The 26425-nt window shown below is 59.8% G+C and carries 20 protein-coding genes and 6 pseudogenes; 18 read left to right on the top strand and 8 right to left on the bottom strand.

The genetic code is table 11. The features are described from left to right. Nucleotides 1–335 precede the first annotated feature (335 nt). On the top strand, nt 336–1028 hold the full coding sequence (locus BLU17_RS31200; RefSeq protein ID WP_092006331.1) for an SDR family NAD(P)-dependent oxidoreductase: 693 nt from the start codon (nt 336–338) through the stop codon (nt 1026–1028). A gap of 55 nt (nt 1029–1083) precedes the next feature. On the opposite strand, the gene BLU17_RS31195 is transcribed toward BLU17_RS31200, so the two are convergent. Together BLU17_RS31195 and BLU17_RS31190 are read right to left on the bottom strand one after the other, a co-directional pair. Beyond that, nucleotides 1084–1998, bottom strand: a complete 915-nt coding sequence (locus tag BLU17_RS31195) for a LysR family transcriptional regulator (RefSeq protein ID WP_092006328.1) — start codon at nt 1996–1998, stop codon at nt 1084–1086. A gap of 176 nt (nt 1999–2174) precedes the next feature. After that, nucleotides 2175–2753 carry a TetR/AcrR family transcriptional regulator gene (locus BLU17_RS31190; RefSeq protein ID WP_092006336.1) on the bottom strand — a complete coding sequence of 193 codons (579 nt, stop codon included), beginning with the start codon at nt 2751–2753 and terminating at the stop codon, nt 2175–2177. Nucleotides 2754–3292: 539 nt separating this feature from the next. On the opposite strand from BLU17_RS31190, the gene BLU17_RS31185 reads away from it, so the two are divergent. The 4 genes and pseudogenes from BLU17_RS31185 to BLU17_RS34135 all read left to right on the top strand — a co-directional run. Continuing rightward, on the top strand, nt 3293–3928 hold the full coding sequence (locus BLU17_RS31185; RefSeq protein ID WP_143189389.1) for an EF-hand domain-containing protein: 636 nt from the start codon (nt 3293–3295) through the stop codon (nt 3926–3928). 372 nt (nt 3929–4300) lie between these two features. Continuing rightward, nucleotides 4301–4468, top strand: a pseudogene (locus tag BLU17_RS34710) (IS110 family RNA-guided transposase); the annotation flags it as partial. Nucleotides 4469–4480: 12 nt separating this feature from the next. Then, nucleotides 4481–4657: pseudogene (locus BLU17_RS32845) on the top strand (IS3 family transposase); the annotation flags it as partial. A 33-nt stretch (nt 4658–4690) separates the two neighbouring features. Continuing rightward, nucleotides 4691–4922: pseudogene (locus BLU17_RS34135) on the top strand (hypothetical protein); the annotation flags it as partial. Between the two features lie 230 nt (nt 4923–5152). Here BLU17_RS34135 and BLU17_RS31180 read toward each other — a convergent pair. Further along, on the bottom strand, nt 5153–7309 hold the full coding sequence (locus BLU17_RS31180; protein ID WP_245747106.1) for a heavy metal translocating P-type ATPase: 2157 nt from the start codon (nt 7307–7309) through the stop codon (nt 5153–5155). On the opposite strand from BLU17_RS31180, the gene BLU17_RS32840 reads away from it, so the two are divergent. From BLU17_RS32840 to BLU17_RS31165, 3 genes and pseudogenes are all read left to right on the top strand, one after another. After that, nucleotides 7227–8648, top strand: coding sequence for a universal stress protein (locus tag BLU17_RS32840; RefSeq protein WP_342713891.1), 1422 nt, complete (start codon nt 7227–7229; stop codon nt 8646–8648). The two genes, BLU17_RS31180 and BLU17_RS32840, sit on opposite strands and share 83 nt — an antisense overlap. Nucleotides 8649–8905: 257 nt before the next feature. Then, nucleotides 8906–9448, top strand: coding sequence for a Spy/CpxP family protein refolding chaperone (locus BLU17_RS31170; protein WP_176929255.1), 543 nt, complete (start codon nt 8906–8908; stop codon nt 9446–9448). A gap of 104 nt (nt 9449–9552) precedes the next feature. Next, nucleotides 9553–9806, top strand: a pseudogene (locus BLU17_RS31165) (hypothetical protein); the annotation flags it as partial. Between the two features lie 86 nt (nt 9807–9892). Here BLU17_RS31165 and BLU17_RS31160 read toward each other — a convergent pair. Continuing rightward, the gene (locus BLU17_RS31160; RefSeq protein ID WP_092006317.1) at nt 9893–10897 is read right to left on the bottom strand and encodes a DUF2950 domain-containing protein; all 1005 of its coding nucleotides are present in this window, start codon (nt 10895–10897) and stop codon (nt 9893–9895) included. 6 nt (nt 10898–10903) lie between these two features. Beyond that, a complete protein-coding gene (locus BLU17_RS31155) occupies nt 10904–12043 on the bottom strand; it encodes a DUF3300 domain-containing protein (protein ID WP_092006314.1) in 1140 nt (379 codons plus the stop codon). Nucleotides 12044–12556: 513 nt separating this feature from the next. Here BLU17_RS31155 and BLU17_RS31150 point away from each other — a divergent pair. From BLU17_RS31150 to BLU17_RS33430, 6 genes and pseudogenes are all read left to right on the top strand, one after another. Further along, nucleotides 12557–13132 carry a lipid-binding SYLF domain-containing protein gene (locus tag BLU17_RS31150; RefSeq protein WP_218137060.1) on the top strand — a complete coding sequence of 192 codons (576 nt, stop codon included), beginning with the start codon at nt 12557–12559 and terminating at the stop codon, nt 13130–13132. Between the two features lie 33 nt (nt 13133–13165). Next, nucleotides 13166–13552 carry a hypothetical protein gene (locus tag BLU17_RS31145; RefSeq protein ID WP_092006309.1) on the top strand — a complete coding sequence of 129 codons (387 nt, stop codon included), beginning with the start codon at nt 13166–13168 and terminating at the stop codon, nt 13550–13552. A gap of 5 nt (nt 13553–13557) precedes the next feature. Further along, nucleotides 13558–14187 (top strand): annotated as a pseudogene (locus BLU17_RS31140) (integrase core domain-containing protein); the annotation flags it as partial. Nucleotides 14188–14403: 216 nt separating this feature from the next. Then, a complete protein-coding gene (locus BLU17_RS31135; protein ID WP_092006334.1) occupies nt 14404–15054 on the top strand; it encodes a BON domain-containing protein in 651 nt (216 codons plus the stop codon). Further along, nucleotides 15044–15193: a hypothetical protein gene (locus BLU17_RS33435; protein ID WP_176929254.1), complete on the top strand. Its 150-nt coding sequence runs from the start codon at nt 15044–15046 to the stop codon at nt 15191–15193. Before BLU17_RS31135 ends, BLU17_RS33435 begins: the two co-directional genes overlap by 11 nt. After that, nucleotides 15190–15366 carry a hypothetical protein gene (locus tag BLU17_RS33430; RefSeq protein WP_176929253.1) on the top strand — a complete coding sequence of 59 codons (177 nt, stop codon included), beginning with the start codon at nt 15190–15192 and terminating at the stop codon, nt 15364–15366. Before BLU17_RS33435 ends, BLU17_RS33430 begins: the two co-directional genes overlap by 4 nt. A gap of 950 nt (nt 15367–16316) precedes the next feature. Here BLU17_RS33430 and BLU17_RS31130 read toward each other — a convergent pair. After that, on the bottom strand, nt 16317–17360 hold the full coding sequence (locus BLU17_RS31130) for a chemotaxis protein CheB (RefSeq protein ID WP_092006306.1): 1044 nt from the start codon (nt 17358–17360) through the stop codon (nt 16317–16319). 228 nt (nt 17361–17588) lie between these two features. On the opposite strand from BLU17_RS31130, the gene BLU17_RS31125 reads away from it, so the two are divergent. Together BLU17_RS31125 and BLU17_RS31120 are read left to right on the top strand one after the other, a co-directional pair. Beyond that, nucleotides 17589–18527: a sensor histidine kinase gene (locus tag BLU17_RS31125; protein WP_176929252.1), complete on the top strand. Its 939-nt coding sequence runs from the start codon at nt 17589–17591 to the stop codon at nt 18525–18527. A 76-nt stretch (nt 18528–18603) separates the two neighbouring features. Further along, nucleotides 18604–19260, top strand: coding sequence for a response regulator (locus tag BLU17_RS31120; protein ID WP_092006301.1), 657 nt, complete (start codon nt 18604–18606; stop codon nt 19258–19260). A gap of 166 nt (nt 19261–19426) precedes the next feature. On the opposite strand, the pseudogene BLU17_RS31115 reads toward BLU17_RS31120, so the two are convergent. Further along, nucleotides 19427–20212, bottom strand: a pseudogene (locus BLU17_RS31115) (IS5 family transposase). 473 nt (nt 20213–20685) lie between these two features. On the opposite strand from BLU17_RS31115, the gene BLU17_RS31110 reads away from it, so the two are divergent. Together BLU17_RS31110 and BLU17_RS31105 are read left to right on the top strand one after the other, a co-directional pair. Further along, nucleotides 20686–21270: a chemotaxis protein CheB gene (locus BLU17_RS31110; protein WP_092006298.1), complete on the top strand. Its 585-nt coding sequence runs from the start codon at nt 20686–20688 to the stop codon at nt 21268–21270. A 170-nt stretch (nt 21271–21440) separates the two neighbouring features. Beyond that, nucleotides 21441–25517, top strand: coding sequence for a CheR family methyltransferase (locus tag BLU17_RS31105; protein WP_092006295.1), 4077 nt, complete (start codon nt 21441–21443; stop codon nt 25515–25517). Between the two features lie 653 nt (nt 25518–26170). On the opposite strand, the gene BLU17_RS33565 is transcribed toward BLU17_RS31105, so the two are convergent. Further along, nucleotides 26171–26425: hypothetical protein (locus tag BLU17_RS33565; RefSeq protein ID WP_218137059.1), on the bottom strand; the 255-nt coding region annotated here is incomplete at its 5' end.

Here is a 26425-nt window from a genome sequence, read left to right as displayed (position 1 = left end):
CTTTCATGGCTTCACGTCCAGGTTGTGTTAGCCGCTCTTAATTTAAATATATATTTGAAATTTTAACGTTAAGTTTCTAATTTATCTGGTCTGTATGCGCTTTTGTATACGCAAATGAAGCTGCGGCCGGCGCGTTTGTGTTCGATGGTCGGCGATGCCAGTCTGGCATATCAGTAATGATGGCCGATGGATAGTTCGTGATGCTTGACGGACCCAGAATAGAGGCATCGGCTACGGGAACTCCAGAAAAATGCGGACGCACGTGGCTTTCCTCTATGGTCATCCGGCTCCACTGAAGGTGGTCGGTTGGCAATTGAACCCTTTGGAGTCTGGATATGGCACAAAAACCTACCGTTTTGGTGATCGGGGCATCTCGTGGTTTGGGATTGGCGCTTGCCGAGGAATACGCGCGTCGTGGCTGGACTGTGATCGCTACCGTGCGAAGCCCGTCTGACCAGTTGGATAAACTGAAGACCCACTATCCGAACACCCTTCAAATTGAGATCGGGATCGAGGTCTCCGATGCGACTAGCGTGAAAAATTTGCGTGAACGGTTGGACGGCCGTACTCTCGATGTGCTGTTCGTCAATGCGGGCATCGCCCGTTCCATCGAACTAACGCCGTCGAGTGCGCCGGAGCAGGATTTCCTCAATATGATGCTCGTCAACGCGTTCAGTCCAGTGCGACTCATCGAGGCGCTTGAAGACGTCGTTGCGGCTAAGGGCACGATTGCAGTGATGTCGTCGGAGCTTGGAAGCATTGAGAACAACGATGGTTTCTGGGATCTTTACAGTTCCAGCAAGGCTGCTCTCAACATGCTCATGAAGTGCTATCTCGGCCATCGGCCGCATAACCGCCGCGCGCTTCTGCTTGTTGCTCCGGGCTGGGTACGGACGGAGATGGGAGGTTCGGACGCAACCTTTTCGATCGATGAAAGTATTCCACTCGTCGTCGATGCGGTTGCCCGGAATCAAGGAAGAGCGGGGCTTCGGTTTATCGACCGGTTCGATAACACGCTGCCTTGGTAGTCAGCTTGTTAATGTTATCGAAACGTGAGGTAAGGTGCTGTAATGGTATCTTGCCTTATCGTGGATTGCCTACGATTGACGACACGAAGTCGAGGAATGCATTGGTCTTGGCCGGCATGTGATTACGCGAAGGATAGAGCACGTAGAGCGGGAATCTTTCGTCGGTCCATTCCGGAAACAGATTCACCAGGCGTCCGCTTGCGAGCAGGTGTTCCACGCCGAGTTCCATTACCTGCGCAATGCCGTATCCGGCCAGGCACACGGAGTGCATCGTGCCGACATCGTTGATCATGAGCTGCCCCTCCGAATGCAACTGGAAACGTTCTCCACCGCGGTGAAATTCCCATTGGAAAGGTCGCCCGGTTTCTGGATTACGGAAGTCGATCCGGACATGATGTGAGTCCTTTAATGCCTGCGGATCGGCAGGGTGGCCATACCTTTTCAGATACGAAGGATCGGCAACGGTCAGAACACACGTATCAAGAAGCTTGCGCGCAATCATCGACGACGATCTTGGCTCGCCGAATCGTATTGCCAGGTCGAAGCCGTCTGCCACCATGTCGCCGAGTTCGTCACGTGTCACCAGATCCAGCTTCAGATCGGGGTGCGCTGTCAGGAACTCGCTGAGGCGCGGACCGAGGACCAAGCTTGAAAAGAAGGGATGAACGTTGACACGCAAGCGACCTCTCACGGTCGACTTATGACTGACCGTCGATTCGGCTGCGTCCTCCAGTGCGGATAGCAACGGTACAACCTGTTCGTAAAGAAGGCGTCCTTCATCGGTCAATGTCACGGAGCGAGGGTGACGTTCGAAGAGTCGAACATCGAGGCGAGCCTCCAGCCGCGCGATTGCACGGCTGACCCCCGGTTGTGACATGTTCAGCGCCTCTGCGGCAGCTGCGAAGCTGCCATTGCTGGCGACTGCGGCTAACACGCTCATGCCGTTTAGCATTCGTTCGTCAAAGGCCATTCATTGGCTCCGTTGTGGATTTTTGTGAGGCAGGTGATCGGATTGCATGTCTCCAGACTGCTGAACACGCTCCCGGATCGGCGTTGCCGATTTCATGTCCGGTTGGTTTGCTTACCGTACTCCGATCAGGATGTCCGTTTACTGCCGAGGGGCTCTCTTGACTCGTCGTCGTATGATCAGTCTTCACCATCGACTAACTGTTGAATTAGTTGTGCGATCTGGTCGACGATATCCGCGCCCGCGCGTGCTGATACGGTTTTCAGCGGCAGCATAAACCGGTAAACCCAAATTCCCGTCACGATGGCCAATATGAGGGTGGCACGTCGTTCCGCATCCTTTCCACCAATAAGCTTCATCATCGGTCGGAGCATCCGTGCGCTTGCCAGCCGGCGGACACTTTCATTCATCGATGGATCCGTTGCTGCAAGCAGCATCATTGCCATCAAGTCAGTGTCTTGTGCGCGGGAGAAAAGCCGTGTGGCAATGGCCTTGCCCAGCGTTTGCCTGTCTATGCCTGCAAACGCCTGGCCAAGGTCGAAGACCTCCTCAATCGCCTTTTCGAAGAGTTCCTCCTTCGACCCGAAGTAGCGAATCACTAGTGATGCGTTGATCCCCGCTTCCGCCGCAATGTCTCGCATATTCGAATTTTTGTAACCCAGCTTTGTGAAGGCGATTTGAGCAGCACTCAATATCCGTGCTCGGGTACGTTCTCTATCGCGCAACTTCGGTTCCGATTGTTCGTTGGTCTCGACCATGTAAACGTATGTTGACAAATGAGTGGGTTGAGATTAGGTTGAATGCAAGTAATCAATTGTTTACATTATGAAGGGAGTTTGCAGTGCGCGTACGCTGGTCAATCGCAAGATGGGTAATCGGCGGTTTGGGAGTGTTTGCTCTCGTGATGGGAGTCTTAGGCTTGGTCGATCCTGACAGCCAGGCACACATGATGGGATTCACGGTTGCTTCCACCAGGGCACAGCGCGATTACACAGGGACACTGCTGACGATTACATCGCTTGCAATCGTCAACACGGCGCTCATGACGGCTTCCACGGCGAGATTCTGCATGCGCGAGCCACGTCACGGGGCCACCCTGAATCGGCGCTCGATACGCGCTCCGTTTTCAGATACTCATCTTCGGACTCGCGTCATGCATGCCGGATTGTCATCTTTGAAATGACAGAAGGGCAGCGTAGGCCGATGTGGGTTCACGTCACAATAGCAATGCCTTTACCTGTCCTCCAAAGCATGCATCGAATCGTACCGCGTGCGGTACATCAGATCAGGGATTCTCATGGCAATTTCATCTGTCGGCAGCGACACCACGCAATACACACAGACCGGCACGACGCAGCAGCGAGGTTTGGCGACAGCTTCGACCACAGCGCCTCCCGCAGGTGCAAGTTCGGCCAATCCTTCGGTTAGCGCCGGCAGCGATATGTCCACCGCGTCTTCAGTGGTCAACCTGAGCGCTGGTGCACAGGTGATTGCCGATGCGAATGCTCAAGGTATTGGTTTTGGGAGCGGCACCTTCACTATTCCACCGGGCATGACCGATCCCGGCGAAATTGCCAAAGCGGTCGCGGCACAGGTCCGTCAGGAAAACCACCGTCCTTTCGACCAGAACAAGCATCGGTATGTCGGCGCGATATCGGAATCCGACTTCGAGAATGAGATCGGGAACCTTGGCGGAAGCCAGTCATCAGCTGCTACGCTTTTCGGCGATCTCGATTCGAATGGCGATGGCTCGGTCTCGGACTCCGAACTCTATACGGCACTCGGTAACACCAAATCCGATACGGATAGTGCAACCTCACAGGCATTGATGCAACTCATGGACACCAACAACGACGGCTCCGTGAGCATGACGGAATTCTCCAACGTTGAGATGGGACTGACCAACGCGGAAAAGCCGACCACAGATAATTGAACGACCGCTTTGACTTGATTGACCTATGGGATTACACGGTGGCTGGCCCGTTACGGCCATCACCGCTTTCCACATCGGACTATGGATTTCGATGCTCTTGGTACAGGTGTGAAGCAATCCATGATGCGCTGCCGCAGCGACATTGACCGAATTGCTCAGTTTGCACCAACCGATGGCGTGATTGATGCCGAAGCTTGAGGCGCGTCGACTTGACGAGCCGTCATCTGCTGCAGAGGGGCAATCGTGAGGCTCGGCACGATGATGGAGGCTAATGCATTGCTGATTTTGATCGAGCCATCGCTACTTTAAGCGGTGCATGAGCATCCATTTTAGAGTTTCTTTACACAAAAAAATTAGGAATCGGGGATTGGTTCCATGGTACGCATGGGCAGTGATCCGGGAACCCGGGCGTACGTCGAGCGGCGAACCAGGGAAGGCATGTCGAACAAGGAAATTCACCGCTGCCTGAAGCGCTATATCGTAAGGGAACTGTACGCGCTCATTCTGGCCGACCTGGCCGATTCAGCACGCACTGCTTGACATAGGGGCGTCAATGCCGCGATGGAAAGCTTCTTCAGCACGCTGAAGAGAGAGGCATCTATCGCACGAGGGATGCGGCGCGGGCCGACGTATTCGACTACATCGAGCGCTTTAATAACCCGCATCGCCGACATTCAACACCGAACTTTCTTATCCCCGGTTCAGTTCGAACAGAGCATTGCGGGCTAATGAACCCATCCGGGAGAACGGAGGAAAACCAAAGGTATGCGCGGTCTCGTAGAGCGCAATACCGTGCGTTACTACCTGGCTATCGATGCCTGGCTGGGCCAGCCGTCGGGCAGTTCCGACATGCTGATGGAGCAACGCATGAGCAATTGGCACAGCGGGTACAGCGCCAGCGAACAATATCCGCGACAGCTCCACGAAATCGATCGGGCAGCAGTATATGCAAATGAAACAGCAGGAATACGGCGGCCATTCGGCGGAACAATAGTCCAGAGACCAGACGTTATCGGCAGGCTGAGAAGTCGATGATTTTGCCTCGTCGGGTGGGTGAGGATTTACCTGGTTAGCCGCCTTTCGAGAGGCTTTGCCGATCGGGTTATCGACGCGCTTCTCCATCCGTTAAATGAAACATCGAATACAAGATGATGTGGGAAGTCGATTCGGAACGGAGCTGCGGAACACGCGGCAAGGCGATAGCGGCGAAAGTCCGCCGTCCAGTCACGCGCTATCACCGAGTGTGTGAAAGAGCTCCTCTTCCTGTTCGCAGTGCAAGCGAACAATCGCGTAGAGGCCATACAGAATGCGCTGGATCTCACGCAACCAGTCGGCATCCGGGCCGCCGGCCGGCATGTCGTTCGCCATATGGTTGAGTGTCCGCGTGATATGGAAGATTTCGCGGTGCGCCGCGCTCATTGATGCGAGTGGATCATCGCCGCCCAGCAGTGGCGCGAGCCGCGGGTAGACATGCCTATCGTCGTGCTTCTCATGAGGTATGAGTTGCCGTGTGAGCCGTTCACCCAGATCAGCAAGCCGAAACTTAACCGCGGTCGCAGGCAAACCCGGCATCTCGTCGGCAAGCTGCCGGATCTGTTCGATCACAGGCTCAAGTTGGGCGTGTTCGCGCTTGAACTGGTCGGCGTCGTCGTGCGACAGGATGCTGCGGGGTCCCGTGGAGGGAAGCCGCAATGCTCGCAGGGCGTTTGCGATCGCGGCGATGTCGATGAACTCCTGAAGCACCGCACCGGCCAGCGGGGGCAGGGCGCCGATTGCCGCAAAACCCATTGCGGCGAGGGAGAGTCCCATGCCCATGTACACGCTCTCGATCGCGATGCGGCGGGAGCGTTGTGCCACTCGTCGCGCTTCGGCAAGCCTGTCCAGTCGATCAACCAGCAGGACTACGTCGGCCGCCTCCGACGATGCAGCTGCTCCCTGAGCCCCCATCGCAATACCGACATCGGCTGTAGCGAGAGCAGGCGCATCATTCACCCCGTCGCCGACCATCATGACGGGGCCGTCATGGCGCGCTTTCTGGATGGCAGCGAGTTTGTCCGCTGGCGTCTGGCCGGCATGCACCGCGTCGACCTGGAGTATCGCTCCGACGGTTTCTGCGACGTCGGCGCGGTCGCCGGTCAACATCTCGATACGCGTGACGCCCTCCCGTCTGAGCAGCCGGAGTGCACGAGGTGTATCGGCACGGATCCGGTCGGCCATCTGGATGGCACCGATCATGACGCCGTCCTTGCTGACGTAGACTGCCGATGCACCTTCATAGGCGACACGGCGCACAAGCCGCTCGCTCCAGGGCGCCGCGGGAGCCGTAGCGGTCACGAAGTCAAATGATCCGATGGCAACGGTGTGACCGTCGACGATTCCCACGACTCCCGCGCCAGGTGTTTCACGCACACCCTGTGGCGCTGACAGGGGGAGCTGGCGTGCGTGGGCTTCGCATGTAAGCGCATCGGAAATCACGTGTCCCGAGGCCTGCGCGAGAGAGGCCGCAAGGCGCAGCACGCGCTCCGGGATCTCCGCCGGGCCAGTCTCAATCGCTACGAGCCGCGCGTGTCCGGCGGTCAACGTTCCGGTCTTGTCAAAAAACAGGGTGCGTGCAACCGCGAGTTGTTCGAGCGCTGCTCCGTCCTTGATGAGCACGCCGCGGCGCGCACAGCGTGACATGCCCGAAACAATCGCGACTGGCACCGCGAGAATCAGCGGGCAGGGCGTTGCAACGACGAGCACCGCGAGCGCCCGCATCGCCTCGCCGCTCGCCATCCATGTACCCGCGGCGACAAGCAGCGTGCAGCCGACAAATCCAAGGGCGTAACGATCGGCGAGCCGTGCCGCGGGGCTACGCGCTCGCTGGGCCGATTCAACCAGCCGTACGATCCCGGAAAAAGTGCTGTCGGCGGCACTGGCGGACGCGACCATCTCGAGCGGAGAACCCGCGTTCACGGCACCGCTTCGGACCACTTCGCCGGGTGAGCACGCCCGGCAGCGCGATTCGCCGGTCAGCGTCGATTCATCCAGTTCGGCAGCACTGGTCAGAGTTCCGTCGACAGGGATGACTTCGCCATGGCGCACGAGCAGGCTGTCACCCGCTGCGACACGGTCGAGCGGAGTGGAAATCCACCCGCCGGCATCGAGCCGAATCGCCTCGCGCGGCGCGTGGCTCAGTAAGGCAGTCATTTCGGATCGCGCCCGGGCGCGTGCGTAGTCTTCCAGGGTCCTGCCGCTCGCGAGCATCAGCGCGATGACGGCGGCCGTCAGCCATTCGTTCAGAAGCAGCGCGAACACAATGGCCAGCGCGGCAAGAATATCAATCCCGGCCTCGCGTCGGCGCAGTGCAGCAAGGATCGAGGCAGTGAGCGCGGCGAGCATGGGCAACGGGCCTGCAAGCCAGACCATGCGTGCCACATCAGGCGAGCCCGCGCGCCAGCAGACCAGTCCCGCGACCAGGGTGGTGGCACAAACGGCTAGCAGGAACGCATTAAAGGATCGGAATAGGTCGCGTATGGGAAAAGCACGCCATATTCGGTCGACTGGGGAGACTGCGCTGGGAAGCTTCATGATGTGCTGGAAACGGGTTAGTGCAACATGGCCTGCTGCGCAAATTCACACGGCACACCTTGAGGGTCCCGCCGCGAAGTGCGTTGATTTGCGTCAAATGCCCGTGACAGCTCCACGGCAGCATGAAAACGAATATCCCTTATCAACCGTGAGGCCCGAAATGACTGCCGCAAACGCGCCCTTTCCCTTCGCGAGGATCCTCGTCGCTGTTGATGCCACGCCGGCGTCGACCGCAGCGCTACGGTACCTGCGCAGGCTCCTGCGTCCGGGTGCTACGGTGCGAGTGGTAGCCGTGGCCGAGAACCCTCGCACGCTTGTGCCGCTGGGGGGCTGGGCCGGAGCGCAACTCGAGGCGGCAAGGGACGAACTGCGACTTGATGCAGAGGCAGCGATCAAATCTGCGCAAACCGAACTGGATGGCTGCGGCGCGAACGTCGAAGGCCAACTCATCGACCTTTGCAGGGTAGGCGGCGACCTTGTGCACGCGCTCGCCGAGGCGATCTCGCAATCGTCCCCCGATCTGGTTGTGCTCGGAGCACGTCATCATGGGGCCCTGTTGCGCTGGGTGGAGGGCGAGGTATCCGCGCCGCTCGCGCGGCTGCTTCACGCGCCGATTCTGATCATCCCGGTCGAATACGAAGGTGGGCTGGACGGTCCACCTTCGCGGATTCTGTTCGCGACCGACGGGAGCGACGCGTCCCTGAACGCTTTGCGTGCCGGTGCCAGGCTTGTGGCGCCACGCTCGGATTGGCGCGTTGTTTATGTCGTTGATCGACTGCTTGCACGGGGGACCGGGCCGTTCGAAGAGCAGCTCGAAGATTCGCTGGTGAAGAGCGGCGAGGTTGCCCTCAAGATGGCCGGCGACGAACTTGCCGCAGACGGTCAGCAAAGTCAGCGGGTCGTGGAGACAGCGATCATCAGGACCAGGAGCGCGTATGACGATGTGCCGCATGCGATTGACCGCGACGCGCGGCACTGGAAGCCGCAGCTGGTTCTCCTCGGAACACACGGGCGACGCGGCCTGACGCGCTGGCTGCTCGGCAGTGTCGCTGAACGGACACTGAGATTGACATCGGTTCCACTTTTGCTGGTGCCACCAGCCGACAACCAGGTTTCCCTCGGGACGGATGCGCCGACGCATCATGGTTAGCGCCCGGCGGGCTGGCTGGCCCGCCTTTGCAGATGGATGAGACGTATAGGCGGCCAGGTACCGAAGGGAAGCAGGGGGCGAGTAGTGTACACAACGCGGAGAGCACCGTTGACAAACACGAGCCGTTCTATCCATGCGTTGCTGCGCAGGCCCCTGGGTGTCGTGAATTGACACAAATCAATCGCGTCTCTCCGCTGCCCGATACGCTGAGCTTGCGGTTATACGGAACGCTGTTCGGTTGGGTGCGGAGGTATTCGATGAATCTCAGAATTTCCACCCTGCGTGTGTTGCGCCTTTGCGTCGTCGCAGTGCTGGTTACTTCGCCATTTGCAGTTTCCCTCGCACAGCAAGGCGGTAATCTGCCCGCTAACGGCAACGGGCCATACGGTGGCGACCCTGGAATGATGGGAGGTTGCGACGGCGATTGCATGGGTGCAGGAATGATGGACTCGGGCATGGGTGGCCCGGGAATGATGGGCGGCAACGGCTACGGTTGTGGCGTCGACCATGCGGGCTGGGATCCCGGCCTGAAACTGTCGCACGACCAGCAAACTCGCATGAATGCGATCGTCGATCAATCGCGCAAAGACAGGTGGCTACTGATGGGCAAGATGCTCGATGAACAGTCGACGCTTCGCGATCTTTATGCCTCTCCCAAGCGTGACCAGGCAGCCATCGACGCGAGTTACGCCACGATGCGCGACCTGCGCAAGCAGATGTACGGGATCGCTGCGGATGAACATAAGCGTATCGACGCGCTGCTGACCCGAGAGCAGCGCGAACGACTACGCGAATACTGACGACGCGAGATCGAAGCCCGTAACGCGTGGCCAGGCGAGGCCGGGGCACGGGTTTCGTTGAGTTCGCCACCAGCCGACCGTGCATGCGCTCGCGGAGGATTGACGTGAAAACACTGGCGCTCCCGTTTGTCATCGTGTTGCTGATCAATCTCATGCCTGCGTTTGCGCCGCCGACTTTGATGGCGATGTCATGGGTTGGCTTCAACAGCTTGCTGCTGCTGTTGCGGCCAGTGCTGCAACATCAGGTCGACTCGCGCTTGCTGCACTCTCCCGGTCGCTGGTGAGAGGGCGCTGGTTGCGCGACGCCGATCGGCAAAACATTGACGTGGTGAGCGCATGGATCGGCCAGCGCAGAAGACAACCGGGGCCTTTCTCGGGCTGCCGCATCTTTCGCCGTTCTCCAGCGTACAGTGTTCGGCCAGTGCTCACGCTGAGCATCCGGTTTCAGGGCCGCACAACCTTCCACGACCTGTCGGGATCGAATTGCGTGATGTGCGCGGCGACGCTCGCGGTGTCCAGGCCAAGATTTCTCTCGAAGACGATACCGGACTCGTTCACGATGAAGGTCATTACGCCCGAGTCGCCATATCTCGCGGGGAACGCCAGCAGGGCGAAGCCACCCGTCAGGTGCCCATCAACGAAGTAGTCCCGCGCGCCGCCGGCGGCGTGCACGCCCTGGCGGGTCAGTATCCGGTAGTAGTAGCCGTGGAATGGCGTCTGGCCCGCGGCGCTGGCCGCCCCGTAACCCTGTGCCTCGGCGGTGGCAACTAGCGGTCCGAGCGGGCTCTCCGGGCTGTCCCCTGACACCGGCCAGTAGAGTCCGTCGTGCTGCCCTTGCGTGCTCGCGACCTTTCGTGCGTACTCGTGCAGCCCCGTGCCGGCGGGATCGCGCGCAGCGTAGTCGTATTGAGCCCGCACATAGGCGCCGCAAACCGCGATTGCGTCCAGTTCGTTGCGGCCGATTCGGCGCTCCAGGATCTGCTCCGAACCTGCCTTGACGTCGAAGACCCAGCCGTCGCGCCGTTTGACAAGGGGAACCGGATACGGCCAAGCGTTCTTGCCCAGGACGATCTGGGCCTTGCCGTCGCTTTCGGCTTCCAGGAGGTGCTGCTCAGCATAGGCCGACGCGAGTCGTTCCCTTGCGAGCCGCTCGGCGATGGGATCGCCCGAGCGCACGAGTTTCTCCCCTTGCGGGCCGAATATTTCAAGAAGGCTCTCGGTGCTGCCGCCTTGCCATGCCGCGGCTAGCGCTGCGGCCGCCTCGTCCGGGGACCGGAAAGCACGCTGGGCTGACGCGTCAGCCGACATCGCGAATCCGGCGGCCGTCACGGTGACGGCGGCAATCACGCGCGCAACGCATCTGGGGAATGAGGCACGAAGCGCATCTGGCCGGCTCTGGTGGGTCATGTCGTTCTCCGGGCGGCTGTTTCCGGTTTTGAGTCTGTCCATAGCGGGTTACCTCCTGCTGCCATGGCCAGACGGTATGGCACCGCGCGGCGCCCACATGTGCGGCGCGCCGTATCCGGGCATCGACATGCGGCTGTCGTGCCCTCGGCTGGCTGCGGCACGGGCGTCGGAGCCAGGGCCGAACGATTCGAACGTCGGCGGGAAGCGCCGTGCCGGAGCCGGTGGCTGTCCGGCGGCATTCGCAGGATGAAACGGTGCGGGAACGCGCGGCGGGTAGCCGCGCAACATGCGGCTCGCGTCGCCGGACGGCACGCCGTTCTCACCGAAGCGGCTGCGCCCGCCGAGGCTGCGGTAGGGAACGCCGAGGCGATGAGACGGATCGTGCTGCCAGACACCGCCGGGCGGCGGGCGATGGCCGTTGAGTGCGCCGAAGCGGTCACGGTCGAGGTTGATGTGGTGCCGGCGCCAGTCCCAATGGTTCCAGCCCCACAGCGGGCCTATGGTAGCGAAGCCGATCCAGCCGAAGCCAAAGCCACCGACGATCACGCCACCGAAGAACTCGGGAAAGTAGAACGGCGGGAAGGCGGGATACGGCCATGCGCCGTAGACGACCATCGGATCGTAGACGGGGATGTAGACGATGTCGGGGTTGGCGGGCTCGATCACAACCACGCCGTCATTTGTGGACACGACCTGCTGCGGCGTCGATACGAGTTTGCCGGCTGCCTCTGCGCGTTGCCGAAGGCGCTGGACCGAATCCATCACTGCCGCCTCGTCGTCGAGGAATGCGTTGCCAAGACGCTCTGTCCACTCGAGGTTGCTGTCCATCATATGCAGGATCTGCGGAAACGGTACGAGTGATTTCACGCTGGGATCCCATGCCTGCTGATCCAGGACGCTCGTCAGTTGCTCACCCTCGATCGAGGCGTTGGCAGGCTCCTGACGCCACCGGTCGGCCTCGACCACCTCGAGCGGGTAGGTCGCGGCCATCAGGATCTGGGCGACGAGCGGGTCCGGATAGAGCGCGATTGGCGCGAGCATTGCGTCGAGTTCCTGTGGCGTGATCTGAGGCGCTGTCTGTTGCACAGGCACCGGCATCGACGGCGGCATCTGTGCCTGGGCCGGCGACTGGCCATGCGCCGCCATCACCAGCACCACCAGGATTGTCAAAACTGCGTTTGTCTTCATTGACCCACCTCGGGTATGGCGCAAGTCCGTATGTGGTTCGCTTGGGCACTTTGTAAGTAGGCGCCCGCTTGCAGGGGCCGTGATTAATCTGGATCAAAGGAAATTCGGCCGACTGGCTGGAGCGACGTGCGGGACGGGGCTGCATACGCTCGTGGCCACGCGCTCGCCGCACAATTGATCGAAGTCAAGTGGCCATCATCAGCAGCCAGGATGATGTCGGCAAGGGATCTTGGACTGTATTGCCGTCCGTGACGCGCGAGATCCGGACGTGATCGATCCGGATCACGGAAACTGCGACGGTTTCGAACGAGTGAGTGAACGAAAAATATATCAGTACTACGATGCAAATATTGAACGTGCCGACCGCTATCGTTGAGCAAGCAAAAGTGACAAGTAACCAAGGCACGTTCGGCCGAGCGCAACAAACGAACCCGGTTGCGTTGGCACGGCTTGAAAGACGTTAGTTTTTCAAATCGAAGTGAATGCTGAATTTTTTCGATGAGGAAAATCATCATGTTCAACAATCGGACTCTAGGCGCCCTCGCACTGGTGGCGGTAACGGCATTTACGCCAACCGCCTTTGCCCAGCAGGCCGCAGTACCTCAAACAACAGCAATGCTGCTGCAGCAGACAGACGCGGATGCCGCAGTGGCATTAGAGGCACTCTATGTGAAGCTACCCGAAACGCGCGAACTCATTGCCGGTGCGAAGGGGGTTCTCGTTCTTCCGGATGTCCGTGCCGGCGGCGCGATACTGGGTACGGAATATGGACACGGTGTGCTCTGTGTCGCCGGTGAACCGAACATGTACTACAACGCTAGGACGGCCTCCGTGGGAGCGCAACTGGGCTTTGAATCGAAGAGCGTCATTCTTGTTTTCCTGACCCAAAAAGCGCTTGACCGGTTCCGCAACAGCAAGGGATGGACAGTCGGCGTGGACGGATCAGTGGCATTTCTGAAGACCGGAAAGAGCGGCAGCTTTGATACCAATACGTCTCGTGCGGCCATCGTCGGCTTCATCGAGACGAAGCAGGGGCTGATGTTCGATCTCTCACTCAAGGGAGCGCGCTTCACGAGAGCGCCGGTGTAAGCGATACAGCGGCCCATCACCGGGCCGAATGCCGTGCAAACCGGGTGCCCAGGGGAAGGCCAGACGAACAAGGGATACGCGACACTTGCCACGCTGAGTTTTTTCGCGGCGGGGAGCGACCAGACGCTGCTGCCGCGTATTGACGACACGGACGTCAATGCTTCGCTGGCCATCGTGGTTCCGGTGTACGGGCAGCGCCCGTTGGCGGTCACCGAACTACTCGATGTCGAGCAGCACAGCACGAGACACAATGCGCGATTGCTCGCAACGGTGCTTGATGCCAATGCGGGAGTCGCGGTGTTGCAGGAGACTGCACAGCATCGTCTGGAAACTGAGCTTTCCTGCCTGCTGGGCGCATCGGATCGCGCCCCGGCGCTGGCTGGCAATTCCGGTTACAACGCACTCAAGGCGAGGCTGTGAGCGGCCGTTTGCCGACTGTACAGAATCGCCTCAGGCGAGGGAAGTTTGAAGATACGCCCTTTGGCTTTGTGCATATCGACAGCGCTGAGATGAAGATATCGAGCGGCAAGCAGCACACGTTTGTTGCCGTTGACCGCGTAACCAAATTCACCCATGTGGCTTTCTTTGACCGCGCAACCAAAGCCAATGCTGCGCAGTTTCTGCGGCGGGTGATTGAGGCATTCCCCTACCAGATACATACCGTGCTCACAGACAACGGCGTAGCCTTTCCGAGCAGGAAGACTACCGTGGTGGCATGGCTCACACCAGAATCGGGCGCATCTTTGAGCGCGTTTGCGTGGCCAACGGCATCAGGCAAAAATGCACCCGGCCATATCACTCCTGGATCAATGGCATGGTCGAGCGCACGAATCGAACGATCAAGGACGCGACCATCAAGGCGTACGAGTACAGCAGCGTGGAGTAGCTGCGCACTGATGTGCTGGCCTTCGTGCAGAGCTACAACTTCGGCAAACACCGGAAAGCGTTGCGCTGGAAAACACCATTCAGAACCATATGCGAGGCATGGATCAAAAGATCCTGGCCAATTTGGAATTCGCCCGCACCATCTCACTGCGGGACTGAATATCTATGTGGCAGGCTTGCGCGCTCAGGCAAATTGCCGTCTGATCCAATCAAGAGAAGCGGGATTCCGCCTGCGCACGCCTTGGCGCTTGCCTTAGCGCACCCGTGCCTACGGAGCGAAAGGTGGCGCCGCGCGCATTTGATTGATCGACATCAGCGGTACGGGATCCCGCCGAGCGATGCTTGAAATGGTCCAACCGGGCAAAACGCTCAAAAAGGAGGCGGCAATGAAATCCGATGAAGCTTTGCGCGAAGACGTGGTATGCGAACTCTTGTGGGATCCGGCGATCGATGCGGCGCGCGTCGAAGTGGGCGTCCAGGACCGCATCGTGACACTGTCAGGCGCGGTGCCCAGTTACGCACAAAAGATGGCGATCCAGCGAGCCGTCGAGCGCGTGGCCGGCTGCCGCGCAATTGCCATCGAACTCACGATCGAGCCGCCGCCGGCCGTTCCGCATCCAGATGTCGACCTCGCCGAAGCTATCGCGCTCGCGCTGCGTTGGCAAGCGGGTCTCGCCGAGACCCAGGTTCACGTCGAGGTGGAGCGAGGTTGCGTGACGCTGAGCGGCGTAGTGGACTGGGGTTATCAGCGCAATCTGGCAGAGAAGGTGGTGAGCCGCATGCGCGGCGTGATGGGCGTCACCAACGAGGTCGCCGTGCGCAATAGCGGCGACGTGGCCCACGTTGCCGAACACATTTCGGCGGCGCTCGCGCGCCGCGCGCAACGGGAGTTCGCGGGCATTCACATCACGGTCGAGAACGGAGTAGCCACACTGAGCGGCACAGTGTCATCGCTGCGCGACCGGCGTGCGGCATGCGGTGCCACGTGGGCGACGCGCGGCGTGCGACGCGTGGTGGACAAGCTGATTGTCGAATGAACTGGGGCATGGGCAGGGCGAGCTGATCGGCAATGTTGCGCTCGACGATCTGCTGCACGCGGCCGCGAACCCGCTCGACGAACTGAGCCTCATCGCGCTGCGCCAACCGCATATCGAAAAGAAGCGCCGCAGGTCATGAATCGGGTCTGTGATCGAACCGAGCGGTGCCTTATCCCGACTTACACCAGCATCTTCGCGCAAAGCGTGCTGGTCGTTGGCTTCCACCTCGATGAAACCAGCTTGATCGAGCCGTTCGAAGCGGCGGCCGGCTGGCATAGGCGCTACGAAAGCGCCGGGACACCTTTGGTATGAGCGCGTGCCTGTCCCTTCTCAGAGGAGGTTGACCAGCCGAGCCGCCCCGTCGGGTAAGGTTTGCGACGACAAATTGAAATCATCTGCTGATTCGGAATTTCCCTACACGCGTACGCGAATTCCTATACAAATGCGGCAACTTTTCCAATGTGCTGAAACGATCTGGATTGGCATAGTGCACGGGACGGTTCGACCAATATGATCAATGGTATGGAGGATTTCGGAATGCTGAGCCTTCATGAGATTGCCACGCTCATGGTTGCAGCGAGTAGACCAGACCAGATTGAAACAGACTGCGAAGATTTTCGCGCGTTATTGCATAAAGGACTGGCGGATGTGGAGCCCATTACACCCGGATATTCCCATGTATCCGTGTCAATAACCGGGCAACAGATGATCCGGAGGCTTTACGCACACGACAGGAAACACACAGGTAGCGGGTTGCCGCGATCACGCGTATCGCCGGTTTGATCAGCGCGATATATCGCACAGGCTACCGATGCCCATATCGTAGATGGAGCCAGAAGGTGCGGAGTGCGAGAAATGGAACGTTTTGTCGAGGCTGCATGCGCCCACCGTTGGCCGACTATGGCTGACGCAGCGAGAGCGCAAACGTCCCGGATCGGTTGGTGACTGACGTAGATTAGCCGTGGCCGTTGACGCAATCTGGTGATGTTGTCGCAGCCGTCGCCATCGCGTCCCGGCAGTACCGTTATGCTAGCGGAACGCCTGATCTTCCGGCCGCTTCGCGGGCGTGTTCACGACGGGCAAGCTATGCGGTCCCGAGTTCCAGTCGCAGGGTCGTGACGGGATTTTCAACCGGTCACGACTTACGCCGGGCCGCCGCTGGCAGGCTGACGTGTCAATACGCTGACATTGCGCGCGGTGGGCGAGAGATATCCGACTGCAAGTCCGGCGTTCAGTCAACAATCCGTTCCCAGTGAGGTTCGTCATGTCATCGTTGTGCGAAATAGCTGAGCCATACTGGCATCAAGCTGCGACCCGGCGCCGGAAGTGGTCCGCAGCCATTCGCTCACCTGTGCTGCCTCCCGCTCCGCCGCGTCAATGCTGGTGCTGAGTGCGACACGAAAGTCCGCATTCTGGGCGGCACGTGTTTCCAGAAGGAGTCTCGCGAGCGTCGCCGCTTCGCGGAGTGTTCCGAACAGCGCGGCAAGCTTGCTCTCTCTCAATTCCTCTTGCGCACAAAGAAGTGATCGTGCCGAAAATGCATGTCCTGCGCGACACCTGAAGCGGATCGTGCGCCGGTCACGCAATACGAATAACGCAGTCTGGCAATCCGGGCAGGTAAGGCCGCTTGGCAGAGCCATTGCTTCGAACTTCGACCAGATGGCGCCGGCAAGGTTACCTTCCGCGAGGCTCACTTCGGTGGCGATAAGCTCGTCATTTGAAACCAGCGTGGGTGTGGTCGCATCGTCATTGGCAAGCGTGACGAGAAGTGCGCCCATTTCCGCGAGGGTGCAGCGGTGATCGACAGATACGCTAGACAGCGCGCTTGCAGGCATTGATGGCGCAATCGCCTCCGAAGGCTCCTGTACCACGGCGGTTCCCCCTCGATCCTTGATAGCCATCAGCCCGGCGGTACCGTCATCAAGGTGCCCGGTTAACACCACGCCGACCACCGCGGGTCCGTAGGCAAAGGCCGCAGACCGGAACAGCGGATCGACAGCCGGACGAAAGTGATTTTCGCGAGGGCCGTGCGATAGCTCGATGTGGTCTTGCTGGACAAGCATGTGCTGCTCTGGGGGAGCAACGTAGATCCTGCCCCCCCGGATGAATTCGCCATGGTGGGGATGTGCTACCGGCAAGCACCCGGCTCGGCCGAGGATTCGCGGCAGTGCTCCTGTGCTGCTGGTACCCAGGTGCTGAACGATAAACACAGGCGCCGGAAAGTTTGCGGGCAGTTGCGCGATCAGCAGCGACAGTGCTTCGAACCCGCCGTATGACGCACCGATGACAATGATTCGTCCATTCATGATTTACTCGATCGCTTCGTGACAACGGTAACGATGTTCTCCGAACGTGGGCGTATAGTTGATTTGCATCAGTTGTCTGCGGGAGCCGGTTTTTTCTGGATCGGGACGAGCATCGTGTTCCTGCCGTGCGGGACAGAGGTCTGGACGGTTTTTGCAGCGGGACCTCGCACAATCTGCTATTTTCCTCAGTCTTGCCGGGCGCGTGATTCATCCCATGAGGCGTTGAGAATGGAACGGAATCTCTCGGGTGACAGAGAACCGTGGTCGCTGGCCGCCACGCTTGTCGACGAACAGCGTCGGCGCGTGCAGTCCTTGCGCGCCGCCTCGCATAGCACGGCGCAGGCTGAGGCGCTCCTGTCGACGTTCGAGTGCAGCCTTGACGCCATCATCGGTCGATACCGGTCTGCAGGAGCGCGCAACCGGGCGTTTTGCTTCACATGCACACGAGAGGAGCCTGCGCTGCGCCGCGACGGCAGCCTGGTTGATTCGGCGGACCAGGTCGATGTCGTGCTGCAGGTTCAGGAAGCTGTGGACCGGGAGAGAAAGGAAATCGCCCAGGCTCTCCATGACGAACTAGGTCAACAGCTCGCCGCGATGAAGATCCAGCTTGGCGAACTGGATTGCGCACTTCAGGTCCGGCACCGCGAACACGTTCCTGCGCCAGCGATGCTCGATCTCCAGTCGCGCATCGAAGCGGCGATCTTCGCGGTGCGCCGCGTTGCCTTCAACCTGCGTCCGATGCCACTCGACGAAATGGCGCTTGGGGCCGCGATTGAAGCACTCGCTTCAGAATACCGGTGCAGATCGGGTCTTGCGGTTCGATGCCAGGTCCGTGTGAAAACGGAGACGTTCGGTGAGGAGGCCGCGACCTCGATTTACCGGATCGTCCAGGAAGCGCTGACGAACATCACTCGCCACGCCAGGGCCACTCACGCAAGCATCGAGCTATACAGGTTCCGAAGCACGTACATACTGCGCATTCAGGACGACGGCATCGGTGCGCTGCCCGATGCGCTGTTCCCCGCATCCGCCCTCGGGTTGCGCGGGATGCGGGAGCGCGTCCGACGCCTTGACGGGCGCATGCGGCTCGATACCACGCCCGGGCACGGGTTCATCATTGCAATCAGGCTTCCTGAGAAATCTCTGGTGCCTCTGGTGCAACCGTAACTGGGTGCGCGCTGAACGGATTGAGCGAAGCCCATCCTGCCCGTTGCGATGCAATTCTCCTCCAGAGCATCACACCATGATCAAGGTACTGCTGGCCGACGACCACGCGCTGATGCGCGACTCCCTGCGCCATATCTTGCAGAACGCCGGTGGCTTCGAAGTCGCCGGCGAGGCCGAGGACGGTGCGACAACCCTCGCGATGGTGCGCTCCACCGACGCGGATGTGCTTCTGCTCGATCTGTCCATGCCCGGGCGGAGCGGGGTGGAACTTATCAGCCAGATCAGGAAGGAGCAGCCTCCCTTGCGGATTCTTGTGGTGACCATGCACGAGGGCCAGGACAGCGCAGTCCGCGCTTGCAGGGCGGGGGCATCTGGCTACCTGACAAAGGACTCTGCAAGTGGGGCACTGATTGGAGCGGTTACGAAAGTCGCTTCCGGTGGCGTGTATATGAGCCGGTCAGTGGCCGAACGCTTTGCGCAGAACCTGAATGAGCCCGTCGGGACGATGCCGCATCAGCGGCTCTCTGACCGCGAGTTCGAGATCTTCAGGGCTATTGCCGAGGGCAAGAGTCTTACGAAGATTGCTGATGAGTTGCACCTCAGCGTGAAGACAGTCAGCACACACAAACTTCATATTCTGGAAAAGATGGAGAGCACCACCGACAACGGCTTGATCCGCTATGCGATACGCCACCGGCTTTTTGACGACGAGGGCGACGGCCAGGTTCGATAGCGCTTCGGATGCCGACCGGAATCCGTCTGGAGAAGCCGCGCCTTTGGGGATGGTGCGTAGTTGCCAGGCCGCACGGGGTGCCGGAGCCGGACGTGCGCCGGCACCCGGTTCAGGCGGCGACGCACCGGTGCTCCAGCGACGTTACGATTAAGAAGCTGTTGCGAAATTAGTTAAGCAGAGGCTTGAGACGCGTCCAGAAAATCAAGGCACAAGCCAAAGACAAAAGGCGTCGTGAACATGAGCGTAGCGTTCGTAACGAACTTTGAGTCTTCGAAATGAGTGAAGCCAGGCAATCGAACGTCCCGCTGGCCAACATATTTGCCCCAGCCCACTGCCGTGCGGCGCGCCGATTTTGCGAGCATCGGCGTGATGCTCCCTCGCGCAAGCGCTGCCTGCTATGGGCTCCAGAACTGTGGCGCCGGTCGCCCCGTCCTGCACGATTAGCGGCTTGCGCCGCGGACGTCTCCGCTTGCCCCGGATGCGTGGAATGGCATTGACCAGCGCATCGAGTTGGGTAATGTCGTGACAGTTTGCTGCACTCAGGATGACCGCGAGCGTGATGCCTCGCGCGTCGACGATGAGGTGATGTTTGCTGCCGGGCTTGCGCCGGTCCGTGAGATTCGGGCCGGTTTTTTACCCTAGGGCGGCGCGAACTGATGAAGTGCCGACCGGTGCACGCGAGAGGTTGATTTCACCACGACGACGCACTTCAGCCAGCAACGCTTCGTGGATGCGTTGCAAAACGCCGGCCTCCCACTGTGCGACGAGACTTCGCCAGCAAGCGGTGCCTGAACCATATCCCATTTCTTGCGGGAGCAGATTCCATGCAATGCCCGAGCGCAGCACGAATACGGGCCCGTGAGCACCGCGAAGTCGAGTGTCGGTTTGCGGCCCGCATACTGGCGATTGTGTGGTGCTCGCACAGGCAGCGGGGTTCGACGAGTGACCACAATTCGCCGTCTTAAGTTCTTTCGGCATCGCTTCCGGTTGGGCACAACAAGACACGAAGTTAACACCACCCGGAAAGGTTAACCGCCTCGAAATTTAATTTCGCAACAGCGCTAAGAGTGCGTGGCGCGACCGCGCCAGTCAGTTCAGGACGATCCGGAATATGATCCGGTCATTCCGGTTACGCGACCGAAGCGTGCAACCCGGCGGCCCATACGACCCGATAATGCGAAGTTTCCATCCGTTTCAGGGCACGTGTGACGCCAACTACAGGATGGGGGCCCGCTGTACCGCACGGCATACAATTGCATCGCCGAGGGTAGCCATCCGTAGACGCGTTCCTGACGAGCAATCAGTTTATGAAGACCGCACCCACTGGCGCGAAACCGGATCCTGAATGGGACGATAAAAGGACGCGCGCCTCAACATCTGGCGCGACAATTGCTGTTCGGCTGTGATTGCTCGAAAGGAAACAAATTGACCTGCAAGGACTTCATCGCGATAGGCGCGTCATGGGGCGGGGTCGATGCGTTGCGGACCCTGGTGGCCGGTTTTCCGGACGACTTGCCCGCCACTATTGCCATTGTGCAACATGTGGGCGCGCATGGAAGCATTCTGCCGTCGCTTCTGAGCACGGCCGACCCGCTGCTGGCCGTGCATGCCGGAGACGGTGAAAAATTCCAGCGCGGCAGAATCTACGTGGCGCCGCCGGATTTCCATCTACTCGTGGATGGCGAGTGCCTGCGCCTTTCGCATGGCCCCAAGGAAAATTTTGCCCGGCCCGCCATCGATCCGCTTTTGCGCAGCGTGGCTTCAACGTTGGGCGCACGCTCAATCGGTGTTGTTTTGACAGGCATGCTGCAAGACGGTGCAGCGGGTCTCTCGGCGATTCGTGCCTCTGGGGGAACCACGATCGTTCAGGACCCGGATGACGCATTTGCCAGCGATATGCCCAGGCACGCGGCACCTTACGCAGATTATGTTCTCCCGCTCGCAAGGCTCTCCGCCTGGCTGGTTGAATTGACCGGCGGCGCGGATTGCGTCCGGTCGGGCGCGCCTTGAGCCCGCTAAGGATGTCGCCGCGCTCAAGCGGCCTGAGAATCATATGCCAAGCTTTCGTGACTGAGCCGGCTGGGAGATAATAGTGAATTAGACGTATTTATCCGGGCATGAGACATTCCTGGCCTTGGGTTGCGGCCTGGACGTTACTTTTCCAACAGGACAGGCCAGCGATGGCGAGAAAACGTGGGCACCATCTGCCTGGACAGGCAAAACATCCGGTCGTCGGGATCGGAGCATCGGCCGGCGGCCTGAGCGCGCTCCTCGAGTTCTTCGAGGCCTTGCCCGCGCATACGTCAATGACCTTTGTCGTCGTGGTTCACCTCGCCCCCGATCACGAGAGCACCCTGCCCGAGCTGCTGCGCAAGGCGACTGCGATGCCTGTTCTGGAAGTGACCAGGCCGACGCCCATCGAGCCGGATCACGTCTACCTGATCGCACCGTCGCTTGACCTGACAATGGTGGACGATTACTTGCGGGTCGAGCCGAGGCGTCAGCCCGAGGGAGGGCGCCGCGCCGCTATCGATCTGTTCTTCCGCACGCTCGCCGAGGCGCACCGCGAAAGGGCGGTCGGTATCGTAATGTCGGGGGCAGGCGCGGATGGCTCCGCCGGCCTTTCGCGGGTCAAGGAAATGGGCGGCATCGCGTTTGCGCAAGATCCCTGCGAAGCCGAATACGAAAGTATGCCGCGTAGCGCGATCGCCACCGGTATGGTCGATTTCGTGCTCACTGCGGCGGAAATGCCGCAGCGGCTGCTGGATCTGTGGTCGACCGAGAAAAAGATTCGTCTGCCGGATCTCGAGCACGGGGAGCGCGCCGTCAACGAGGCCGCCGAGCGCGCGCTGCGCGAGATCATGGTCATCTTGCGCACCCGTACGGCGCACGACTTTCGTCATTACAAGCGCGCGACCGTCATTCGGCGGATCGAACGCCGCATGCAGGTGAACGGGATTACTGATCTCCAGGCTTACCGGGACTACCTGCATTTGCATCTTGAAGAGACGCAGGCGCTGCTTCAGGACATGCTGATCAGCGTGACGAACTTTTTTCGCGACAAGGAAGCGTTCGAAGTGCTTGAGCGTGACGTCCTTCCCGGTGTATTTGAGGGGCGCGGCGAGGGCGACCGCATCCGCGTCTGGTCCGTTGGCTGCGCAACCGGCGAAGAGGCCTATTCGCTCGCAATGTTGATGCAGGATCGATCACTCAGATCGCCCGACGGCGTTTCTTTCCAGGTATTCGCTACCGACATCGACGAACGGGCTATTTCCTTCGCACGCATCGGTCTCTATCCCGACTCGATTCTCGCCGACATCGCGCCCGGGCGCGTGCGCCAGTTCTTTTCGAAAGATTCCGCGCACTTTCGCATCAAGAAGGAACTGCGCGAACACATGCTGTTCGCACATCACAACGTCCTCAGCGATCCGCCGTTCTCGCGTCTGGATCTGATCTGCTGCCGCAACCTGCTCATATATCTTGACCGGGAAGCGCAGATCGAAATTCTGAAAATGTTCCATTTCGCCTTGCGTCCCGGCGGCATCCTCTTTCTCGGCAGCTCTGAGTCCGCGGATAGCGTCAGCTCGATGTTCAGCGTCGTCGACAAGCGCAATCGCATTTACCGCGCGAACCTGGCGGTGCGCGGCGACGCGCCTGTTCCTGTCGCGTTCTCGGGAGCCGTGAATATGCGGCCCGTGGTGGCGACTGTACAGCCGGCGGGGCGCGGGCGCTTCTCGTTTGGCGATCTTCACCAGCGTCTCGTCGAACAATATGCGCCGCCCAGCGTGCTGGTCACCCGCGACTCGGAGATCGTCCATCTATCCGATCGCGCAGGACGCTTTCTTCAGTACTCCGGTGGGGAGCCGTCCCATAACATCGTCGCCGCAGTGCGTCCCGAGCTGCGGGTGGAGCTTCGCACCGCGATATATCAGGCCTTGCACACAAATCGAAGCGTGGAGGCACGCCGGGTGCGCATCGAGCGCGATGGGCGCTCGTATTTCGTGAACATGACGACGCGTCCCGTTCACGATCCCGAAGCCAACGCGGACTTCGTGCTCGTGTTGTTCGACGAAGTCGAGGACAGCATGAGCGGATCGGAGACCGCGACAGGCGATGCCCAGAAAGACCCCATCATCAGTCAGCTTGAACGCGAACTGCAGCGTACCAAGGAGCAGCTCCAGTCGACCATCGAGCAGTCGGAAACCTCGACGGAGGAGCTCAAGGCGTCAAACGAGGAATTGCAGGCGATCAACGAGGAGCTTCGTTCAGCGACAGAGGAACTCGAAACCAGCAAGGAAGAGCTTCAGTCAATCAATGAAGAGTTGACTACGGTTAATGCGGAGCTCAAGTCGAAGGTCGAAGAAACAGGAAAGATCAATGACGACCTGCAGAACCTGATTGCTGCAAACGACATCGGCACGATTTTCGTCGATCGCAACATCTGCATCAAGCGTTATACGCCGCGTGCAACGGATGTGTTCAGCATCATTGCTTCGGACATCGGCCGGTCCTTGCTTGATATCACTCATCGGCTCGAATATGACAAGCTCGCCGACGACGCCGCCGAGGCTTTCGATTCATTGCGTCTTATCGAGCGCGAGTTGAGAAGCAACGACGGACGGTGGTACCTTGCACGCTTTGTGCCGTACCGGACGACAGAGGATCGCATTGATGGCGCGGTGCTTTCCTTTATCGACATCACGGGCCGACGCCAGGCGGAGGACCGGCTGCGCGAAGGCGAGCGGCGTATGCGCATTGTAGCCGAGGGTACCAGAGATTACGCGATCATCACATTCGACGACGACGGCTTGATCACCAGCTGGAATGCGGGCGCGGAGCGCATATTCGGCTACACCGAGGCGGAAATGATCGGCCGGTCCGCGGATATCCTCTCGACCGAAGACGACCGCGTAAATGAGGTCGCTCAGCGTGAATTCGCAGAGGCGCGTTTGAACGGGCGCACGGAAGAAGAGCGCTGGCACGTCCGCAAGGATGGTACGCGTTTCTTTGCGAGCGGGGTGCTCTCGCGCCTGGACGAGCCGGGCATCAGCGGATTTGCGAAGATTGCCCGCGACCTTGGTGAATTGCGCGCGGCGCCGACGACCGCGCGTGGCGAGCGTACCGGGGCGGGTCAGGACGCCGGCGAGCGCGACGACCAGCGGCGCCGCGATGAAATTCTCGCCGTGGTGTCCCATGAACTCAAGCATCCACTCAATCTGATTTCGGCGAGCGCGGAACTGATTGCGCGCGCACCCGAGGCGAGGCAAAGCCTGCAGATATCCAGGGCGACCGATACGATTCGCCGCACGGTGGTCGGGCAGGCGCAGATCATCGACGACCTGCTCGACATCTCGCGTGTGCGCACCGGCAAGCTTTCGTTGGTGTGCACGATCGTCGACATGCGCGAGATCGTCCAGCGCATCACCGACGCCGTACGCGCGGAGGCGGAGCAGCGCGGCATCGCATTCAACGTTTCCATGAGCGATGTGCCGGTCATCATTCATGCCGATCTGACGCGCATAGAGCAGATCGTCTGGAATCTGATAAATAATGCGTTGAAGTTCACTTCGAACGGTTCAATCACCGTGTCGCAACACGTCAATGAGCACCGCGAAGCCGTTCTAAGGGTGAAGGACACGGGCAGCGGCATTTCCTCAACGCTGCTGCCTCACGTCTTCGAGATGTACCAGCAGAGCCGGGACACGAGCATGCGTCGTGCTGGCCTCGGAATCGGACTCGCGCTGGTGAAGGATCTTGTGACCCTGCATGGCGGCGTCGTGCGCGCGGACTCGGAAGGAGTTGGACGCGGCGCGACCTTTACCGTGACGCTTCCGACGCATCGGGCATTGGACCAGAGGCCGGTTGGCGATGGATCCGGAACCGAATCGTTGCACGGACTGCATATCCTGATGGTCGATGATGATGCGACAACGGTCGAGACGTTCAAGCTCCTGCTGGAAGGCGAAGGCGCGATGGTGCAAACTGCGACGAGCGGTGCGGAGGCACTGACCATGCTCGATGCTGCGCCCCCGGATATCGTGCTATCCGATCTCGGCATGTCCGGTATGGATGGCCTGGAATTTGTCGCCAAATTGCGCAAGGAGCCTGCACTGCGATCGGTGATCTGCATTGCACTCAGCGGATTCGGCGGCGAGGACGACATACGTCAGGCCAGGATGGCGGGCTTTAATGCGCATCTGAAAAAGCCCGTAATGCTTGAAGACCTGGTGGCCATTGTATCCCACCTGCGGCACTGACTCCGTCGCGGCGAGGTCAGCGACTGGTTTTTCGAATTCGTTCGGTCAGGTTGATGGTTTCATACCCGTGTCGCGTAAGCAAACATGGAACATGGCGTCGGGTCGGGCTTGCGGCGTACACCAGCTGAACTAGTGAGAATACATGGAGAATCAGGTGTAGAAACCTGGATTTGACCTGACAGACGATGTCAGAACATCCGTCGCCGTTCGGCCACAACCGGTCGTTCGAGATAGTCGGCAAGATAATCGAGAGTCCAAAAGACCAAGATGCTAACTGAAGAATTTACCGACGGCTGGAAGCCAATTCATGTTGGATTTGAGGGCGCACCTCTCTCGATCAATGGCATCAATCCGTGGTTGCATGCCGGTAACTGGCGACGGGTGTCTCAGGAGCACATTGTCGTTCCGCACCCGGCTTATCCTAGCGAACGTCATCGTGCATGGGTCTATGAACTCACAATTCCGGGAAAGGCAGTCTGCTTCGCAGCCACTGAGCTTTCCAACGGCGTGTGGGGTTTCTACGTGCAACGGGATACCACGTCATAGTCAAGCTAGGGGCTGTTTTACGGCAACGGGACTGTGCTCGGCCAGGAAGCGACGTTCACATACTTCGCCGGTCGGACATCCAAGCGGCAACTCTGCGCCGTAGCCGGTCATTCGATTGACAAAGACAGAATCTCCAATCCGTTCGCGATCGCCAGGACGGACTCCACTAAGTAACCGTTTCGTGCGAAATACCAACGCACGACTCTCTCCTGACTGGCCACTCGCCCCTTAACGAGCAGCGTTGTGTCCAAAGAGGAATAGCCGAATGTTGGGCGAGCGCATTCGATTTCCCCTAGCCCAGAAACTCCTCGATGAGGAGAAAGCAAGTCGAACGGTAAGTTGCCGTGGCAGTTTGGTAGGCC

This window comes from Paraburkholderia lycopersici (assembly GCF_900096975.1).
In the GTDB taxonomy this organism is placed as follows: Bacteria; Pseudomonadota; Gammaproteobacteria; order Burkholderiales; family Burkholderiaceae; genus Paraburkholderia; species Paraburkholderia lycopersici.
This window is presented reverse-complemented; position numbering and strand designations above follow the sequence as displayed.